Below are 20263 nucleotides of genomic sequence, written 5' to 3' on the forward strand. Positions count from 1 at the left end.
AAAAGCTACATAATTCTTAATATAGATCGGACTTGTTTTCTTATTTGTAACAATTTAAGTTCGAAACCCTCTTGACTTTTTTGAAATACACTATAGACATAATGTTTTTAACTGTTGCATAATAGAGGTAGAACTTAGTGTTGGAATAGGAAGCGAGGTAAGTAAATGGATACTAAAAATTCCCTTGGTAATTTCGCCACAGATATTAAATATGCTCTTGATGCAACGACGATTATTGCAATTACTAATAACAAGGGCGAAATTATTTATGTGAATGATAAATTTTGTACCATTTCAAAATATAAGCGAGAAGAGTTATTAGGACAAGATCACAGAATCCTAAATTCAGGGTATCACCCTAAGCAATTCTTTGTAACGATGTATCGTACAATAGCTAAAGGCACTGTCTGGACTGGAGAGATTAAAAACAAAGCAAAAGACGGTACCTATTATTGGGTTCACACAACCATTGTGCCATTTTTAGATGATTCAGGGAAACCTTATCAATATATTTCAATTCGAACTGATATAACAGACCGCAAGGCAACCGAAGAAAATCTAAAGCTTACATTAAAAAGGTTAGCTTCTACAAATAAAGAGTTAGCTGATATTAAATACGCCTTAGATGCTTCATCGATTTTGGCGATTACAGATAATAAAGGGATTATCACCTATGTAAATGATACTTTTTGTGAAATCTCAAAGTACAACCGCGATGAATTGTTAGGACAAGATCATCGAATGTTAAACTCTAACTTTCATCCAAAAAGCTTCTTTAAAGACATGTGGAAGAAGATTGGCAAGGGGCAAATTTGGAAAGGTGAAATCAAAAACCTAACAAAAGAAGGAAAAGAATATTGGGTAGATACAACGATTGTGCCGTTTTTAAACGATAATGGCAAACCATATCAATTTGTTGCGATTCGAAAGGATATTACTGATCGGAAAAAGGTCGAAGAAATGATCTTAAGATCGGAAAAGCTTGCCCTTATTGGTGAACTAGCAGCTGGCGTTGCCCATGAAATTCGTAATCCACTGACCTCATTAAGGGGATATACTGAGTTTTTAAAAGATGAAACAACCGAAGAAGAGAAACAACAATACTTTGACATTTTATTAGACGAAATTGAACGGATCGACTTTATCGTTGGCGAATTTATGCTTCTAGCAAAACCTAAGGTCCTAAACTTCAGTCGAAAAAATGTCGTTTCAACCCTTACTCAAATCGTGAACTTCTTGAAAACTGAAGCGAAATACAAACGAGTCACAATTTCAACAGCCTTTGGGTCGGATGAAGTATTTGTTCAATGTGACGAAAATCAATTAAAACAAGTCTTTTTAAATATTGTAAAAAATGCGATTGAAGCGATGCCTAATGGTGGTGAACTCAAAATCAACGTTAAAAATGTCGCCGGAAATGTAACCATTGAATTTCAAGATCAAGGTGTCGGTATTTCAAAAGAAAAATTAGAACGTTTAGGCGAACCATTTTTCTCAACGAAAGAGCATGGTAACGGCCTTGGACTGATGGTTTGCTTCAAAATTATTAATGATCATAAAGGAATAATGGAAGTAGAAAGTGAAGAAAACATTGGTACAAAGTTTAAAATTTCATTGCCAATTGCAAAATAATAAAGAACCATGAAGCGCCTTATGCTTCATGGTTTTTATTGTGGACACTCCTTGCTCCTGCGGTTACTCGTCGCAAAGCTTGCAAAGATGATTATTCAAGAAGTTGCTTGACAGAACATTTGCTTGTCGGGGCTACCCGAGGTACGTGAGCTTTTCGATTGTCTAGCTCACGTACCCAGCCCCTCGAGGTCAAATAACCTGCCAATATAAAAAGTGAAAAGCACACTTTTCCTTGCTCCTGCGGTTACTCGTCGCAAAGCTTGCAAAGAAGATAATTCAAGAAGTTGCTTGTCAGAACATTTGCTTGTCGGGGCTACCCGGGGTACGTGAGCTTTTCTTTTTACCCTGTTTTGAGTTTGTATTTGATTTTTCTTAGTACTTTATACATTAGTTTTTTTACATCAACATACGTTTTTACAGGCTCATATGTTTTTTCGAATGTTTTTGGATCACACGGAAACTGCGCTCCATCGGCCTGCGTAATTAAATAATCGCCTGCTTTACCACTAAGTTTGCCTTCAGTCGTTTCGATTGTTATTGGACTTGTAATTTTCACCGCTTCAACGACAACTGGTTTTCTTCTGAATTTCGGCATGAATTCACCTCCTTTGAGATGCAATAACCCCCTAGGACAGATTATTCAGAAATTGGAACAACCGTGACAAATTCATTAGAAAAACGATTGATTTACTTTAAAATACTATATCCACTGTCCGTATACGCCAACCAGTATATACGGACAGTTTTTATATCCAATTTCATATACTTACTTGTTCATAAATCTACTAATTGAGAATTGGTTAAAATTTCAAATAACTTACAAGGTATTTCAGCTATTTATGTTAAAATATGTATAGAAATTGTGAATAAACCTATTAAAGTTAGCCAAGCTGGTTTGAAAAAAGGTAGTATTTGAATTTTATTTATCGTTATAAGTAAAAAACACAATGAGAGGGGTAATCTTAATGGAGTTAACAATTATTAAGAGTGTTAGAACTAATAATTTTAAAGATGAGGCTATTATGCAAAAGATTAGAGAAATGTGGAAGGAGGCAACAAGTATTTTGGAAAACCAAGATGAGGTTAAATATGGACTATATTATGATTACGAGAGTGACTATAAAGGCGATTACACATTAAGCGTAGCAGTAGAAAGAAGTGAAAATCCTCCTACAATTAAAATTCCGAACACAATTAAATATAAAATATTTGAAGTGGATGCATCAGAAGAATTTGGAATACTTAACGCTTGGAAGGAAATATGGGAACGACAAGAGAAAGGAGATTTGAAGAGAGCTTATTCATTTGATTTTGAAAAATATTATCCCAATGGACAAATTGAGATTTACATAGCAATTCAATAGTTTACAATGCTTATAGAACTTAATGAATGCACGAGTTGAGGAACTGTTGCAACGGCAGTTCCTACTGTTGTTGAGTAACTGGTTGTTTACAATTAGAAGAATGATTATTAGCCGAGTATATGAGTAATACTTTAAAGAAAATATTACCTATAAAGGATTGATATTGTGTTACTGTCTGAAAATCTATTAATAAAACCTTTTATATTGACTGATGCCGATGACTTGCTTCAATTTCAATTAACTAATAAAGAATTTTTTGAAAGGTTCTCAATGATGCGTCCGGATTCATTTTATTCACTCGAGCACCAACGGAGTTTAATAAGTAAATGGAAATATAATATAGAAAATGATACTGAGTATCAATTTGGGATATTTCAAAGAGATACTAGTAAGCTCATAGGGATTATAAGTCTCTTTCAAGTTATACGGGGTTCTCTACAAAGTTGTTTTATTGGCTATTTTATTGATAAAGATCATAACGGTAAGGGATTCGCGACAGAAGCTGTTAATTTGATTGTGAATTATGCTTTTGAAAAACTTAAATTACATAGAATTGAAGCTGGTGTTATGCCTCATAACATAGGTTCCATTCGTGTCTTAGAAAAGACAGGATTTCACAAAGAAGGCATAGCTCTTAAAAATGTAAAAATTAATGGTAAATGGGAAGACCATCAAGTATTGGCGATTATTAATCCTAATGATTAAAAAGTTTAGCATATTGTTGAGTAGATTGATGTTAGAAAATATTTGTATTTTTGGAATGTATTATACGGTGAAGGATGTTTATAAAAGAAACAAATGGTTTTAAAACCTGAGTCTAATTAGGCTATGAAAAACTTTCGATACACTGCGGGGATTTCATATTTAGAGGGAAGCTTGGTTTTAAACGCAAATTTTTTTAGATGGTAGAATTAACTTGGATCGGTTTGGGGTTGTTTCTGGATTGATTGCCTTTTAGGAGATGTGGAATGTTTAATAAATTTAATAGGTTTATGTTTGCAGTGCTCTATATGATTATCGTTTTATGTACTAATTATTTTTATGAATTAAGCAATACGACTTTAACTATTTTGTTAGCAATCTTCCTTGTTTTACTATTGATTTACGATGTTGCAAAATTAAAATCTGAAGAAAAGAAAAAAGAGAACTAATGCGACAAGTAAAAGTAATAAGGGTCACTCATATTCTCCTTTATACCTTTTTTAGGGTCTCTTTGTAAATACTATTTTTCTTGGTCAAATTCTTTGGCTTTCTTTTTCTAATCTCACAATAAACGCTGTCGAAAACCGCTGTTTAAACGTGATACTAGAAATAAAAGCCTAGTTATTTGATTTTTCAACACGATAAATAGTATGATTTTAAAGAGATTTTACTTAAGGAGGAGTACTGTGGAAAGAAAAGTTCGAAATTACACACCGGCGATTATCATTTTAACAATTGTTATAAATGGCCTTGTCATCTTATTATCAGGGATGCCAAGACTTGAGATTGATCCAGGGTTTGACGTTAAAGTATTACCATTGATTAATGCTATTTTAAATTCATTTACATTTTTATTTTTAGTAGGTGCACTTTGGGCAATTAAGAAAAAAAATATTACCCTGCATACGAAGTTTATTTATGCAGCGTTTACGACAACGGCATTATTTTTAGTTACCTATGTCGGTCATCATGCATTATCGGAAGCTACAACATATGGTGGAGAAGGGATATTGAAATCAATTTACTATTTCATATTAATTACCCATATCGTTTTAGCTGCTGCGATCGTTCCCTTAGCTTTAACAACATTAGCTAGAGGATTAAATCGTCAGGATGAGAAGCATAGAAAAATTGCGCGTTGGACGATGCCGCTATGGTTATATGTAGCGATCACAGGTGTACTCGTTTATGTCTTGATCTCACCGTATTATTAAAATATCATGCCAACGCCACTAGGTGTCAGCTCACCACTGTAAATGAAGTAGAAAGGTAATATACTTTCTATTTTTACGGGGTGACTGGCACTTTTTATATAAGAAGGGAAGTATAAATTTTTTTGCACATTAAAAGTTGACTAGCTCCGAGCGCCAGCTGCTCCTGCGGTTACTCGTCGCAAAATTGCGGAGAAGTAGCTCAAAGAAGTATTTGGCTACCAATAGTTATCACTTCTATTTAGAAGGGGAATCATGTATGATTCACATTAGTGCGAAAAAATAGCAAGGAGTAAAAAGATCCTCATGAAAAAATTTAAGAAATTTTATGTTGAAATAACTAGCATTTGTAATCTTGCTTGTAGCTTTTGTCCTCCAACGGAGCGAGCAAAGCAGTTTATCGAAATAGAACAATTTATAAATATTTTAGATCAAATTAAGCCACATACGAAATATATTTACTTCCATGTTAAAGGTGAACCACTGCTTCATCCGAAAATTGATCAGCTATTAGATATTAGTCATGAAAAGGGCTTTAAAGTAAACATTACGACAAATGGAACACTCTTAAAAAAAGCAAAACATAAAATTTTTCAAAAGCCAGCGTTACGACAAATGAATTTTTCGTTGCATAGCTTTGACGGTCATCCTGGATCGACAAACCGACTTGAATACATTTCACAAATTCTCGATTTTGCCAAAGAAGCTGTTGCGAATAGCGAGATGATCGTATCGTTACGACTTTGGAACTTAGATCAAGACAATGCAACGAATGCAGAAAAAAGTCGTAATCGCCAGGCTCTCGAAATTATTGAAAAAGCTTTTGATCTAGATTATCAAATTGAAGAAAAGGTGATTCCTGGTAGCGGTGTTAAAATTGCTGAACGGATCTATTTAAACCAAGACCATGAATTCAAATGGCCTGCCTTACATGAAGAAGAAGATGACGGGAAAGGATTTTGTCACGCTTTACGAAACCAAGCCGCGATTTTAACGAATGGTACAGTTGTTCCTTGTTGCCTTGATGGAGAGGGAGTGATTAACCTTGGAAACATTAAAGACACTCCATTTTCTGAGATCATTGAAGGTGAACGCGCGAATAATATTTATAACGGTTTTTCAAGAAGAGAAGCTGTGGAAGAATTATGTAGGAAGTGTGGCTATCGTAAACGCTTCGGTTAATTATAGAGATTGTCCAACAAGTAAGAGATCTACTCGTTTAGGCATGGATCAAGAGAAGGAAAATCCTCTAGGTCGTGCCTCGGGTGACTGATCCTATCTTTCTGACAAGCTCTTTTTTTTACGAGTCATAGCTCTATTCACGACAATAGTCCTTACCTGAAAATTATTTCCAATTTTTACATAGGCTTAATTTCACACACAAAAAATGCGATTTATAGAGATTAAGGTGTGTTTTTAAGATTATCAGTCCTATTTTGTCAAAAACGAAAGAAATATCTGGAGAAATGTGAAATAATTGTTACGCTACGTCTAAATGAAGAATAGAGAAGGGTGAAGTAACGGTGTCAAAGCATAACAATCAATCACATCAAGGGTACGCGCCACGAAAAAAGAGAAAAAAGTCAAAACGGAAAAAATTTGTTCTACCTATTATACTTATGGTCATCATCGTATATAGTATAGGCGTATTTTCAAGCGATTTTGTCGCTTCAATTACACCGAGTTATATCCCAATCGTAGAAGTCTTTGATAAAGAAAAACAAGAACGAACAGCTTCAGCAGAAAAAGAAGTTCAAGATGCGCCATTAATTAAACAGTCACCACCGTTAAAACCTGTAAATCTAGTAGAAACGGTTGAAGAGAAGGTAGAAGAAAAGATAGAAAAAGAGGAAGAAGATAATCAGCCAAAAAATGTGGAAGAAATTGTACATAAAAAAAGCAGCAACGAAACTAGTGTAATACCGACTTCAGTCAATACTTCTAAAAAAGAGACGAAAAATGTCCAACAAGTCGTTTCTACGATTGAAACAAAACCAAAAGAAGGTATGAAAGAAGCTAAACCTGCAAAACCAACAGCAAATCTAGTCGTTAGCCATCTAGTTCAGGCGAATGAAACATTGTATAGTATTACGATGAAATACTATTTAACTAGTAATCAGCAAACAAAAGTAGCAGAATTTAATAACTTAACGAATCCTGCGACTGATATTAAAGCAGGGATGACGCTCGAACTGCCAGACCCGGTGATCATCGCTTTTCATGAGGTGAAGCAAGGAGAAACTCTTTATAGCATCACGAGGAATTACTATCAAAACGCTAACTATCAAGATGCTCTTGCTAGTTATAATCGGATTAAAAATCCAACGACAGATATTAAAACGGGTATAGTTCTAAAAATTCCTAATCAAACAGTAATTGTTAATCATCAACCAAAAGGAACGTATAGCATCAAAATTAATAAAAGTACAAACAAGCTAATCGTTTCCATTGATAACGAGACGGTAAAAACCTTTCCGATCGCAACGGGTAAAGAGGCTTCGATGACACCTGAAGGTACATTTACGATTGCTAATAAAGTGGAAAAACCGTGGTTTAATCCAGAAAACATCCCAGGCGGTGACGATAAAAACCCACTAGGTACTCACTGGCTTGGTTTAGATGTTCCAGGAACAAAAGGATATACATATGGGATCCACGGAACGAACAATCCTAGCTCAATCGGAACGTATGCGAGTAAAGGCTGCATTCGTATGCATAATTCTGACATTCAATGGCTCTATGATAATATCCCAGTTAAAACAACAGTTGAAATTATAAGATAATCTAATAAATGTATTTGAGGCTGTCCCAATAGTGTCTACCTGTAAATAGCATTTTTACAGGAAAGTTCAATTTCTTCGAATGGATGTTTTGTGTCGATCATCTTTACATCCATGTTGGTGAAAGTGAACTTTCATTTGTGTCTGACACTTTGTTTGGGACAGTCTTTTCTATTTTACAGTAGCTCATTAAGTCGCAGCGCCACGCATTGGACAGCTTTTTTTCGTTGATTTTAAGAATAACTTTTATTTTAATTGAAATTAAGGTAATATAGGTAGTAGTTTCTATGACCTGGTCATAATTGAAAGTAAGGGTGATGAAATGAAATGTGTAGGTATTATCGGAGTAGGCTCATATGTACCGACAAACATAGTTTCTAATCGTGAATTAGAAGCAGAGCTAGACACAAGTTCTGAATGGATCCGCCAGAGAACTGGTATAGAAGAACGAAGAATTGCTTCAGAGGACATGGACACATCTGATATGGCGATTATAGCGGCTAAAAACGCACTTAGGAACGCTTCACTAGATGCAAGTCAGCTTGATTTAATTTTAGTTGCTACAACTACCCCAGACTTTCTGTTTCCGTCTGTCGCTTGTATCGTTCAAGAAGCCTTAGGTGTACCTAATATCCCTGCCATGGATTTAAGTGCAGCCTGTACGGGGTTTGTTTATGCGGTTGTAACTGGGAAACAATTTATCGACTCCAATACATATAAAAATGTGTTAGTCATCGGAAGTGAGAAATTCTCGAAGATCATCGATTGGTCCGACCGTAACACAGCAGTTTTATTTGGAGACGGTGCTGGTGCAGTGATTTTAAGTGAAGTTTCTGAAGGAAAAGGAATATTAGCCTTTGAATTAGGTGCTGATGGGACTGGCGCTAAAGACTTATTAGTCGATAATAAAACAAATTTCGTTACGATGAACGGGCGCGAAGTATTTAAATTTGCGGTCAGACAAATGCCAGAATCAAGCTTATCAGTCGTACATAAAGCAGGCTTAACGAAAGAAGACGTTGATTTTCTCGTTCCACACCAAGCAAACATCCGGATCATCGATGCTGCTAGAGAAAGGCTTGGTTTAGATAAAAATAAAGTCTCAACAACCGTTACTAAACATGGAAACACTTCAGCAGCCTCGATACCGTTAGCGCTTTTCAGTGAAATTGAAAGCGGTAAAATTAATGATGGGGATGTCATTGTGATGGTCGGTTTTGGTGGCGGTTTAACCTGGGGTTCCATTTGTTTAAAATGGGGGAAATAAAATTTATTGAGAGGAGAACAACAAATGAAAAAAAGAGTAGTAGTTACAGGAATTGGAGCAGTAACACCATTAGGCAACGATGTAGCAACAACTTGGGAAAACATTAAAAATAACATTTCAGGAATTGCAGAACTCACGCGAATTGACACAGAGAAATTTACTGTAAAAGTAGCGGGAGAGGTTAAAAACTTTACTCCTGAGGCATTTATGGATGGTAAAGAAGCCCGGAGAATGGGACGCTACACTCAACTTGCAATTGCGGCAAGTAAAATGGCGATCAAAGACGCGAACGTGACGATCGGACAAGATGTAGAAGCCGAGCGGATTGGCGTTTGGATCGGTTCTGGAATAGGCGGCTTAGATGCCTTTGAGGAGCAACATAAAAAGTATCTAGAAAAGGGCCCAAAGCGAGTTAGCCCATTTATCATCCCAATGCTCATTCCTGACATGGCTTCAGGACGTGTTTCGATTGAATTAGGCGCCAAAGGAATGAATAACTGCTCCGTAACAGCCTGTGCTTCGGGAGCTAATTCTATTGGTGATGCTTTCCGTACCATTCAAAGCGGCGAAATGGATATGATGATTACCGGTGGAACTGAAGCAGCGATTACTGAAATGACAATCGCAGGGTTTTCCAATATGACGGCTTTGTCGACGAATCCTGATCCAAACACTGCAAGTCGGCCTTTTGATAAAAATCGAAACGGCTTCGTTATCGCCGAAGGATCAGGGATCCTTATTTTAGAGGAATTAGAGCGTGCCTTAGCACGTGGTGCCCATATTTATGGCGAAATCGTAGGGTACGGAGCAACTGGAGACGCTTATCATATTACAACACCTGCACCAAATGGTGAAGGTGGGCAACGCGCCATGAAATCAGCCCTAAAAGATGCAGATCTGACGCCTGAACAAGTTGATTACATTAATGCCCACGGCACAAGTACTCACTACAATGATTTGTATGAAACACAAGCAATTAAAGAAGTATTTGGGGATCACGCATATAAGTTAGCGATTAGCTCAACAAAGTCAATGACTGGTCATTTATTAGGTGCAGCTGGGGCGATCGAAGCAATATTCTCTGTCTTAGCTATTCAAGAAGGAGTTATTCCTGCAACGATTAACTATCAAACACCGGATGAAGAACTCGATCTAGATTATGTGCCAAATCAGGCGAGAAAAGCTGATGTTAATGTTGTTCTATCAAATTCATTAGGCTTTGGTGGGCACAATGTTACACTAGCATTTAAAAAATATCAGTAACTTTTCAAAGAAGATGTCCTAGCGCATCTTCTTTTTCTCATTTTTAGGAACGAGGATTACAAGAAACATAATGAGTTTACCCTTTTTTGATCAAGAACTTCACAAAGAACTACCAAATCTGTTTAAAAAAGGATTGTTTATACTTTTTTAAAATGAAATAATTGTAATGAGCGAACTCATGGTTAGTGATCTAGATGTAGCGGGCTTGGCCCCTTTAGGAAATAGACTATATAGAAAGGAACTACAATTGTGACTCCTTTTACCGAAAAAGTAATTCACATTATTCGAAACATCCCAGAAGGCAAGGTTATGACCTATGGCCAGATTGCTGGGCTAGCGGGAAGTTCCCGTGCAGCTCGTCAAGTTGTTCGGATCCTTCATTCAATGAGCAAGAAACATCAACTGCCTTGGCACCGGGTAGTTAACGCAAAGGGACAAATCGCTCTTCAAAATGATGAAGCCTATAACGAACAAATAATGAACCTCGAAATTGAAGGCATTGAAGTGGACCTAAATGGTAAGATTGATTTAGGAAAATATCAGTGGCAACCCTCACAAAATGAAACCTTTTATTTGTAAAAATCGTACCAATAACTAGGGAAACGGAAACTAGTAAATGAAATTAGAGGAAAGCTCAAAGGCTGAGACCATCTGATTGCTTCTTATCTAGCAGTATATTCGGTTGAGCAGCTAATAAAGAGGAAGCCTTATGAGGTTTTTCTAGTTATCTAATACTTAATAGGAGTGGTACAACGTGTTTACAGACTTAAATAAGAATTTAGAAGAGATTAAAGAAGCCCAATGGAAAAAACGAAAGTATGAAGAACATCTTGCCCGGGCACAAAGATATTTAAGAGATCAAAAGCAAAAGGCTGCTAGGTTTAAAAATCAGCTTTCAAAAGAAAAAAAGGATGTCGAGAAGCTTGAGCGAGTCTCACTTTCAAACATCTTTTATACAATCATCGGAAAAAAGCTAGAGAAGCTAGACAAAGAACAGCAAGAAGCCTTAGCAGCGGAATTGAAATACGAAGAAGCATTAGAAACAATCCGAGAAATGGAACAGGAAATTTCAGTACTATCAAGTGAACTTGAAGCTGTCATAAATGCGGATCGCGACTACCAGCACCTACTCATTGAAAAAGAGCGACTGATCCACGACGAACAGTCCATTTGGAGTGAACAATTATATGAACTGTCCGATAAACAAGCCGAACTTTCAGCATTAATTCAAGAATACAAAGAAGCCATTCAAGCTGGAAACGCCACAGCAAACGCTCTTTCTACGGCACTTTCATCATTAGAGAAAGCCAGAGGTTGGTCCACATGGGACATGGTTGGTGGTGGCATGATGACAACGATGATTAAACATGGACATATTGACGACGCAAAAAAGTATGTTCATCAAGCGCAAACACGTTTACGTCATTTTCAAGAAGAATTAAAAGACGTCACGAATCATGATCAGATTGATCTTCAGTTTAGTGGTATGTTAACCTTTGCCGATTACTTTTTTGATGGGCTTATTGTTGACTGGGTTGTTCATGGGAAAATCACAGATTCTATCAAACAAGTAGAAACAACGAAAACGTCAGTTAATCAATTACTCAGAAGGCTCCACACAAAAAAAGAGCAGCATGAAAATGAATTGCAGCAACTTCAGAGTGAGAGAAAACAAATTCTTGAAACAGCTTATTAAATGTGAAAAGGAGTGTGTCTTTCATCAAGGAACGATAACTGTTATACAAGTTGAAGATGTTGTCAAAAATAATATCTTACGCTAATAGTAACGAAGAAAGAAGATGATTTAAGATGACATTGTCCATAGATAACCTACAACAAATGGAAATAGAATATATCAAGATGTTTTCGGAAGTCAGTGAGGACGAACAAACCTTAACCTTTAACAACTCAAACATTCCTGACATGTACACGCATAATTTTGATCTTTATAAATCAGATGTTGGGTTATTAGAGTACATTGAAAGCCAAATTAATAAAGTAGAAACGAAAGCGAAAGGTTTTTTTCGAATCGAGACTTATCATCCAATCAGTGCTGACCTAATCGAGAAACTATCAGTAAAACCTCAGATCTGCACCTATGATTTCATGGGGATTGAAACAAGAAATTACATAAATTTAATTGGAAATCCAGAGTGCTCGGTTTTAAGTGCTGAGTCAAGCCGTGTTCTAGAAGATGGCATTACGGTCGATATCGCAGTAAACGAAGAAGGGATGGGTCTTGATTTTGCAACAAGGAGAATAAAGGGTAAAGCTGAAGTATATAAAAATCCGGATAAAGCTATTGAATTATTTGTTTGTTATAGTGGCGATACTCCAATAGGAAATATTGAATATATACCATTTAATCGTGTTGCGAAATTTGAAGACTTTGATATTCTAGAAGATTATCAAAGAAGAAGTTTTGGTACGTCTGTTCTTAAACATTTGTTAGAGAAGGCATTCGACAACAATATAGAGCATGCCTATTTGATTACTGACCAAGCAGATACAGCAAAGGAAATGTACAAAAAGAATGGCTTTGAAAAAGTCGGCGAAAAGACAGAGCTATTATTTCTTTTTTAATCGCTCACTCCCCCTCATTTGATGCATAGTATGAATCATCAAAATTGAGGAGTGATAGACGATGGCCAAAAAGAAAAAAGAAGTTATCTTTGTAACAAACGATAAATACGCAGATACAATGAAAATCGTCACTGCAAATACTTGCTTTGTATGTAAAAGCCAATGCGCTAGAGGATTAGCTTATTTAGATAAAATGAGTAAGCCTGGGGCAATAGGTAAAGGCGTACCATGTATATTAACAAAAGGGAAAGCATTTAAATAGATTGGTAGATTTGCGCTTATGTATTTGAAATTAACCGAAACTGTCGCTGGTTCTCCTAGAAAATTCCTGTAAAATTTGTTAGAGTCTTCTAGCAAACGGAGTTATCAGCGACTTTTCATTTATTGATGAGTATAGTCGCTTGGTGTAAATCATGGTTTTAAAAAGTGACAAAGAAAAGAGTGGTTCGTGTTGAAAACAAAAAGTAAATTCAAACGAATGACAAAGGTATTGTCTTTAGCCTTTATCATCTTCATTCAAATTTATTGGTTTAAACTCTTCAAAAAATCAGAAGCCCAGTGGGAAGCGCTATGGGGTAAAATTGGCATAAGGTTTCGTAAGACATTATTTGAATTAGAGGGACTACTGATCAAAATTGGTCAAATACTTAGCATACGTGCCGATCTACTGCCTCATGCTTTTATAATTCAAATCCAAGATCTAACTGATAAAGTTCCTTCATCTGATTGGAAGGATATCGAGCAAATTCTAAGGTCCGAATGGGAACGGCCTATAGACGAGCTATTCCAAACGATCGAAAAGAAGGCCGTTGCTTCTGCGTCGATTGGTGAAGTTTATAAAGGCGTTCTAAAAAATGGACAAGAGGTTGCGATTAAAGTGCAGCGACCAGACATTCAGTCAATTGTCCAAACGGATTTCCGCACACTGCGGATCATTATTTGGGTTGTCGATCACTTAATTCCGCTACCGAAAGGGTTTATTAACTTTAACGTTTTATTTCAGGAATTAAAACAAGTAATTGAAAGAGAGCTAGATTTTGCCCAGGAAAGAAACAGCCTGCTTCAGTTTAAGGAGCGATTTAAGAATATAGAGTCAGTCAAAATTCCTGAAGTCTATTCTGACCTAAGTACCTCAAAGGTTCTCGTCATGGAGTGGGTCGAAGGTGTGAAAGTTACCGATGTAGAGAAGTTAGACCAGTTAGAGATTAACCGGACAAAACTTGCTCAGCAGCTGCTTGAAGTCTTCCTACCTCAATGGCTAGAGCCAGGTTTATTCCATGCTGACCCACATTCAGGTAATGTATTAGTAACAAAGGAAGGACAAATTATCTTACTAGACTTTGGGATGATTGGAATGATTTCTAAAAAAGATGCGAATTACTTTCAAGTGTTAATCGAAGGCTTGCTTTCAAAGAATTTCCCTAAAGCAGTAGATTCGTTGACTCACTTAGGCTTTTTACTTCCTGAAGCTGATCCGCGGACAATGGAAAAGTTATTAGCAGAATTAATGTCTTTCCAACCTGCCCAATTAAAAGAAATGGACTTAGTAGCGTTAAAGCTCGAAATGAACGATATGCTCCAGGCACTTCCGATCCAAGTTCCAACAAGATTTGTCTTTTTAGGGCGTTCATTCGTTACCATTGAAGGCATTGTTCGAAGCTTGGCAGAAGAAGAAGAGCTTATTGAGATAGCTAAGCCAGTTTTTATCGACTGGTTAACGAAACAAGGGAATAAGTGGTCGTTTGTCTGGTATTGGTTGCAGTCACAACCGCTGTTCAAAGTTCTCCATTCTGTGACAGAATTTCTAAAGACACCACAAAAGCTTGAAGAGATCAAAGAAACCGAACATCGAAGGCTTTTTCAATTTACCATTTATGAAAATAACAAAAAGCAGCTATTCCAATTAACCGTTCTTGGATTAATTGGGGGCGCTACAGGTATTTATACTGATCATTCTCTCATTTTAAAGCTGTCTATTGGTGTAACCGCGATCTCTAGCATTGGATATATTCTATATACTATCAAGTTAAAAAAATGGCTGAAATATATGCATGAAAAACGAAGAGCGTAACAGCATAACTCTATGAGTTTTGCATTGATAAATAGAGACTGCCCCTTAAGTGTCAGAGTACCTCGAGGTGTTACTAGATATAGAAGTGTATTTGCACGCAATCTATTTCTAGTAAACGAGGTGAGTGATACTTGAATTCGGGGACAGTCTCTATTAATTTTGTTTTACATTCTAGTTCTTTTATTCCATCATATCCTCAACAAACTGGGGATCATCTAGCAATGAACCGAGCAGACCACCACAACCATACATACAATACTGCCAACCGAACATTCCAGGTCGGTAGCCTAGAGAGAGGCATTTTTGGCGGCAACGCTGTATTGGGTCTGTTACTTTAGGTAGTTCTACTTTGTATGGGTCGAACGTCTGTGGATGTGGATACGGATAGTAACTAATTGGTGGATTGTGGTAGTTGATTGGTACGTAACGATACGGGAAAAAGTTCATCGTAAACTCCTTGATGATGTATTTTTTTATTAATCTATGCAATGAAAAACATAGTGTTGAGCCTATTATTTTCCAATCTAAAAAAAAACATTGAAAGTTTCGGAAAAGAGGAGTAAACTCCTTCTATAAATCATTTCGAGTCACTAAACAAAGAAGGAAGATGCATAGGTATGTTTTACCTACCAGAGACAATTAAATCAAATGAACGTAACAGTATTTGGAATGGAGCTTTTTCGATTATTGCGATGAGTTTAGTCGCAGGCTTTATTCCTTTGTTTGCCATTCAAGTTTTAGGTGCTAGCAACCAGCAAGTTGGTTTACTAAGTTCCTTACCGTCATTAATGAGTATTTTAGCGATGATCCCGGGTGCGATTTGGATCAATCGTCTAGAAACGAAGAAAAAGTTTACCGCAATTGCAGTTTTAATGGCTCGATTTTTTCTTTTGCTGCTAGTTTTTGTACCATTTATTCCATATGTTAATCAAGCATGGATTTTAGTCGTTTTAATCGCTTTAATGAATTTCCCGACAGCGCTAGCGACATTATCGTGGCAATCATTCATTGGTGATTTGATCCCTGATGAACGAAGAGGCCAGTTTTTTAGTGAACGAAATCGGGTTTTAACGATTGTTGGGATGTTTACGACGTTTTTAGTTGGGGCGATTTTAAACTTTTTTGATGTTAGTGCCGCAGGACCATACCAAGTCTTTTTCACGCTTGGGTTTTTATTTGGTTTACTTGAGGTTTATTACTTAATGAAGCATGTTGAGTATAGAAAAGTACTTGAGAACAAAACGAAAAATGTTAAAAAAATCGATTTTACAATTATTAAAAAAATGGTCAAACATAAACCATATTTTTATTTTTTGATTTGTGCACTTTTATTTAACTTTGGTTGGCAGATGGCTTGGCCACTTTTTAACATTTATCAAATTAATTACGCCAACGCCACGGCATTTTGGGTTAGCTTGTTTACCGTTGCAAACCAAGTTTCGCAGATTGCTAGTTATAAATGGTGGGGGCGATATGCAGATAAAAAAGGAAACAGTGCCATGCTTTTAGTAGCAGCACTTGGAATGACTACTGCACCGTTCTTGACGATTTTATCGACAAATCTTATTTATTTGACGTTAGTGAATCTGTGGTCAGGTACATTTGTGGCGGGAACAACCATGCTTTTGTTCAACCAATTATTAAAAGTTTCACCTGAAAATGACCGCACATCATATTTAGCTAGCTATAATGTAGTCATTGCTGGGGTTGGCTTTATTGCGCCTCAACTTGGCGTGTTATTTTTAGAACTGTTTGGAATGAATGTTGCTATGAGTATTTCATCATTGTTCCGTCTCATTGGTGGCCTCGCGTTTTTAGTTGTTGTCCTTTATGTCGAAAAAAAATCAAGACCAAGCTCTAAAATAGAAAGCCCTCATGCAGGATAATATTTGATAATTTTGCCAACCCATTCATATAATAGATAGATACCTAGATTTTTAGTCCTAGCCCACACAAAAATGGCAGGAGGGGAAAACATGGAGTGGTCGAAACATTATGAATGGGTATTAAACATGGTTCATGTTGGTGTCCATGTCGTTGATAAAAAAGGGACAACGGTTTTTTATAATCAAACGATGGCCGATATTGATGGGATGGAACGGGAAAATGTTTTAGGAAAGACGATTTTTCATCTCTATCCTTCATTAACATCTGAAACTAGCACACTAAATTTAGCATTAAAAAAGGGCATAGAAACCGTCGAAGCGATGCAAACCTATGTGAATTTACAAGGTAAGGAAATCACAACCATTAATAGTACATACCCTTTGTATGAAGGGGATGAAATTATTGGCGCAGTTGAAACAGCTAAGGACATAACAAGAATTGTTCGAATGTATGATCAAACGCTCGAACTACGTAAAGAACTGCTTGAAACAAAGAAAAAAGGGCGGGTAGCTAAAGGCTCTGCTGACTTTCACTTCAGCGACTTAATCGGAAGTAGCGCTAACTTTAACAAGGCATTAATGATCGCAAAAAAAGCGGCTAGATCGCTTTCTCCAGTGTTGATATGTGGCGCAACTGGAACTGGAAAGGAATTAGTCGCACAAAGCATACATAATGCGAGCATTAGACGGGAAGAACCGTTCATTGCTTTAAACTGTGCCGCTGTGCCAAGAGAATTAATGGAGGGTTTATTGTTTGGGACGACAAAAGGCGCTTTTACTGGTGCCATTGATCGCCCAGGAATTTTCGAGCAAGCTAATGGTGGGACGTTATTTTTAGATGAGCTAAATAGTTTAGATCTTTTTTTACAGGCAAAATTATTAAGAGTGCTTCAAGACGGAAAAGTTCGTAGACTAGGTGGCAATTCCGAAAAAGAAATGGACGTTCGGATTATTACTGCGATGAACATTCATCCTTCAAAAGCACTTGAGCAAAAGATTTTGCGTACCGATTTATTTTACCGCTTGAACGTTGTCCATATTGAGCTTCCAACTCTGCAACAAAGAAAATCGGATATTCCGCTTTTAGTAAACTTTTTTCTAAAAAAGCTCAATGATACGTTTGGTTCGAACGTTCAAGAAATAAGTGATGAAGCATTGCAGCTTTTACGTCATTATCACTGGCCAGGTAATATTCGTGAATTAAACCACGCGATCGAATCTGCGTTTAATGTTATTGATATTGGTTCTACTAGGCTTGAAAAACGACATTTGCCTTCACATCTATTCCAAACGGTACCTACACCTGAACAAACAACAATTGTACCAGCAACGGGGCAGATTGATCTTCCAAATATCCTTGAGGAATTTGAACGAGAAACCATTTTGCAAGCGTTTAAGGATAACAATGGCAATATAAGCAAAACGGCCCAAGCACTTGGCGTAAAAAGGCAAGCACTTCAATATAAACTAAATAAATATGGCATCGAAAAATAAAGGTGCAAAAAAAATGGCAGCAAATGATTTTCATTGTTGCCATTTTTTTTGCATTTTTACGGTTTCTATACTATTAATTCCACCTTTTACCTTTGGCATGGTTTTTGCAATGATTTTTGTAAGTATCTGAAAACGAGTGCTTATTGCCAAACTTTCGATACTGCATTTTTTCAGATCCAAAAAAAATTACGCCTAGGAGGCTACACTATGAACCAAGAAGGAAAAAATCGAACTCGTCATTACAAAGAAATTGAACTGTGGAAGGATGTCCCCGAGGAAAAATGGAACGATTGGATGTGGCAATTAACAAATACGATCCGCACGCTCGATGATCTAAAAAAAGTCGTAAATTTAACACCTGACGAAGAAGAAGGCGTTCGAATTTCAACACAAACAATTCCGTTGAATATTACTCCCTATTACGCATCACTTATGAATCCAGATGACCCCCGTTGTCCAATCCGAATGCAGTCAGTACCACTATCTGCAGAAATTCATAAAACAAAATATGATCTTGAAGATCCGTTGTTTGAAGACGAAGATTCGCCGGTACCAGGATTAACGCATCGCTATCCAGATCGTGTCTTATTTTTAGTAACAAATCAATGCTCAATGTATTGTCGTTACTGTACGAGACGCCGCTTTTCTGGCCAAGTAGGAATGGGTGTACCGAAAAAGCAACTAGATGTAGCAATTAATTATATTCGTAATGCTCCAGAAGTACGTGACGTATTAATTTCCGGTGGTGATGGCTTACTTATTAACGACACCATTTTAGAATATATCTTAAAAAATTTACGTGCGATCCCTCATGTTGAAATCATTCGCATCGGCACGAGAGCACCGGTTGTTTTTCCACAACGAATTACCGAAAACCTTTGCAATATATTAAAGAAATACCATCCAGTCTGGTTAAATACGCACTTTAACCATTCACTTGAAATCACCGAAGAAGCGAAGAAGGCTTGTGATATGTTGTCGATGTCTGGTGTTCCACTCGGCAATCAGGCTGTCATTCTCGCAGGGATTAACGATAGCGTAGCAATCATGAAAAAATTAATGCATGATCTCGTTCGTACAAGAGTCCGTCCTTATTATATTTATCAATGCGATTTATCAGAAGGGATCGGTCATTTCCGTGCGCCAGTTTCAAAAGGGTTAGAGATTATTGAAGGGCTGCGCGGACACACATCTGGCTATGCAGTACCAGCATTTGTTGTCGACGCTCCTGGTGGCGGTGGAAAGATCGCGCTACAGCCGAATTATATTATTTCACAAAGTCCAGATAAAATTGTGCTTCGTAACTTTGAAGGCGTAATCACTTCCTATCCAGAACCGAAAAATTACGTTCCAGGCCAAGCAGACGAATATTTTAACGAAGTATATGGTGTTAAGGAAGAGAAAGCGGTCGGAATATCGGCGTTATTAAATGATGAAAAATTTAACCTTGTGCCAGAAGGGTTGCGTCGCAAGGAAAAACGTGAAGCCTATCAGTCGACTGAAAACCACGCGACATTAAAAGAGCGAAGAGAAAAACGTGATCAAATGAAAGAAAAATTGATGAAGTCCCAGGAGAAAAAGAGGAAAGAAAACTTGGAGACTTCATAAAATGAGTGGAAAGGAGGCTTATTCATGGACTGCATGTGGTGTGATCGTATAGACGCAGAACAAACAACGAAAGACTGCTACTGGATTTTACCTGACGGAAAGGATGCCGTTGAAATTTTAGAAATACCTGCCATCTATTGTCAAGATTGTGGCTCTTATTTAACAGATGAGATGAACCACGACATCGATATGGCCTTGTATTCTAGAGAGCTTCCGAAAGGTAAAAAAGAATTGACCTATAAAGAACTTATGAGTGCCCCATATAAAAATATATTTGCAACAAAAAATGTGTAAACGATGGCTTGCTATACAATTTAAATTTTTCAGATGAACGGTAGAGGAAACTAGCTTTGATTAGTTGGGGCTAGCCTGAAATATGAAATAAGTGAGTCCCATTATGGG

General features: G+C 36.9%; 19 protein-coding genes. 17 read left to right on the forward strand and 2 right to left on the reverse strand.

Features of this window, described 5'->3' with window-relative positions; all coding sequences use genetic code 11:
* Positions 1-165: 165 nt before the first annotated feature.
* Positions 166-1632 (forward strand): PAS domain-containing protein, encoded by a 1467-nt coding sequence (locus tag ACK4M9_RS03305; RefSeq protein WP_409847962.1) that lies wholly within the window; start codon positions 166-168, stop codon positions 1630-1632.
* 340 nt (positions 1633-1972) lie between these two features.
* On the opposite strand, the gene ACK4M9_RS03310 is transcribed toward ACK4M9_RS03305, so the two are convergent.
* Entirely contained in the window at positions 1973-2227 is a 255-nt protein-coding gene (locus ACK4M9_RS03310; protein ID WP_409847965.1) for a hypothetical protein, read from the reverse strand.
* Positions 2228-2597: 370 nt separating this feature from the next.
* On the opposite strand from ACK4M9_RS03310, the gene ACK4M9_RS03315 reads away from it, so the two are divergent.
* The 12 genes from ACK4M9_RS03315 (at position 2598) to ACK4M9_RS03370 (ending at position 14873) form a co-directional block, all read left to right on the forward strand.
* Entirely contained in the window at positions 2598-2996 is a 399-nt protein-coding gene (locus ACK4M9_RS03315; RefSeq protein ID WP_409847968.1) for a GyrI-like domain-containing protein, read from the forward strand.
* A gap of 165 nt (positions 2997-3161) precedes the next feature.
* Complete coding sequence (locus ACK4M9_RS03320) at positions 3162-3701, forward strand: GNAT family N-acetyltransferase (protein ID WP_409847971.1); 540 nt, start codon at positions 3162-3164, stop codon at positions 3699-3701.
* A gap of 647 nt (positions 3702-4348) precedes the next feature.
* Positions 4349-4912, forward strand: coding sequence for a DUF420 domain-containing protein (locus ACK4M9_RS03325; RefSeq protein ID WP_409847974.1), 564 nt, complete (start codon positions 4349-4351; stop codon positions 4910-4912).
* A gap of 303 nt (positions 4913-5215) precedes the next feature.
* Positions 5216-6091, forward strand: a complete 876-nt coding sequence (locus ACK4M9_RS03330; protein WP_409847977.1) for a radical SAM/SPASM domain-containing protein — start codon at positions 5216-5218, stop codon at positions 6089-6091.
* A gap of 341 nt (positions 6092-6432) precedes the next feature.
* Positions 6433-7692 (forward strand): L,D-transpeptidase family protein, encoded by a 1260-nt coding sequence (locus ACK4M9_RS03335; RefSeq protein WP_409847980.1) that lies wholly within the window; start codon positions 6433-6435, stop codon positions 7690-7692.
* Between the two features lie 319 nt (positions 7693-8011).
* A complete protein-coding gene (locus ACK4M9_RS03340) occupies positions 8012-8956 on the forward strand; it encodes a beta-ketoacyl-ACP synthase III (protein WP_409847982.1) in 945 nt (314 codons plus the stop codon).
* A gap of 24 nt (positions 8957-8980) precedes the next feature.
* Positions 8981-10219, forward strand: a complete 1239-nt coding sequence (gene fabF, locus ACK4M9_RS03345; protein WP_409847985.1) for a beta-ketoacyl-ACP synthase II — start codon at positions 8981-8983, stop codon at positions 10217-10219.
* A gap of 249 nt (positions 10220-10468) precedes the next feature.
* Complete coding sequence (locus ACK4M9_RS03350; protein WP_409847987.1) at positions 10469-10798, forward strand: MGMT family protein; 330 nt, start codon at positions 10469-10471, stop codon at positions 10796-10798.
* A gap of 175 nt (positions 10799-10973) precedes the next feature.
* Positions 10974-11915 carry a hypothetical protein gene (locus ACK4M9_RS03355; protein WP_409847989.1) on the forward strand — a complete coding sequence of 314 codons (942 nt, stop codon included), beginning with the start codon at positions 10974-10976 and terminating at the stop codon, positions 11913-11915.
* Between the two features lie 113 nt (positions 11916-12028).
* Positions 12029-12802 carry a GNAT family N-acetyltransferase gene (locus ACK4M9_RS03360; RefSeq protein WP_409847990.1) on the forward strand — a complete coding sequence of 258 codons (774 nt, stop codon included), beginning with the start codon at positions 12029-12031 and terminating at the stop codon, positions 12800-12802.
* Positions 12803-12863: 61 nt separating this feature from the next.
* A complete protein-coding gene (locus ACK4M9_RS03365) occupies positions 12864-13064 on the forward strand; it encodes a hypothetical protein (protein ID WP_409847992.1) in 201 nt (66 codons plus the stop codon).
* 189 nt (positions 13065-13253) lie between these two features.
* Entirely contained in the window at positions 13254-14873 is a 1620-nt protein-coding gene (locus ACK4M9_RS03370; RefSeq protein ID WP_409847994.1) for an ABC1 kinase family protein, read from the forward strand.
* 180 nt (positions 14874-15053) lie between these two features.
* Here ACK4M9_RS03370 and ACK4M9_RS03375 read toward each other — a convergent pair whose 3' ends face one another.
* Complete coding sequence (locus ACK4M9_RS03375; protein WP_409847997.1) at positions 15054-15320, reverse strand: hypothetical protein; 267 nt, start codon at positions 15318-15320, stop codon at positions 15054-15056.
* A gap of 170 nt (positions 15321-15490) precedes the next feature.
* On the opposite strand from ACK4M9_RS03375, the gene ACK4M9_RS03380 reads away from it, so the two are divergent.
* The 4 genes from ACK4M9_RS03380 to ACK4M9_RS03395 all read left to right on the forward strand — a co-directional run bounded on the left by ACK4M9_RS03380 (position 15491) and on the right by ACK4M9_RS03395 (position 20155).
* On the forward strand, positions 15491-16759 hold the full coding sequence (locus tag ACK4M9_RS03380) for an MFS transporter (protein WP_409847999.1): 1269 nt from the start codon (positions 15491-15493) through the stop codon (positions 16757-16759).
* A gap of 90 nt (positions 16760-16849) precedes the next feature.
* Positions 16850-18253, forward strand: a complete 1404-nt coding sequence (locus tag ACK4M9_RS03385; RefSeq protein WP_409848002.1) for a sigma-54 interaction domain-containing protein — start codon at positions 16850-16852, stop codon at positions 18251-18253.
* A gap of 207 nt (positions 18254-18460) precedes the next feature.
* Positions 18461-19861 (forward strand): lysine 2,3-aminomutase, encoded by a 1401-nt coding sequence (kamA, locus tag ACK4M9_RS03390; RefSeq protein ID WP_409848005.1) that lies wholly within the window; start codon positions 18461-18463, stop codon positions 19859-19861.
* Between the two features lie 24 nt (positions 19862-19885).
* Positions 19886-20155: a YokU family protein gene (locus ACK4M9_RS03395; protein WP_409848007.1), complete on the forward strand. Its 270-nt coding sequence runs from the start codon at positions 19886-19888 to the stop codon at positions 20153-20155.
* Positions 20156-20263: the final 108 nt, after the last annotated feature.

This window comes from Anaerobacillus sp., from assembly GCF_046314235.1.
Classification (GTDB): domain Bacteria; phylum Bacillota; class Bacilli; order Bacillales; family Anaerobacillaceae; genus Anaerobacillus.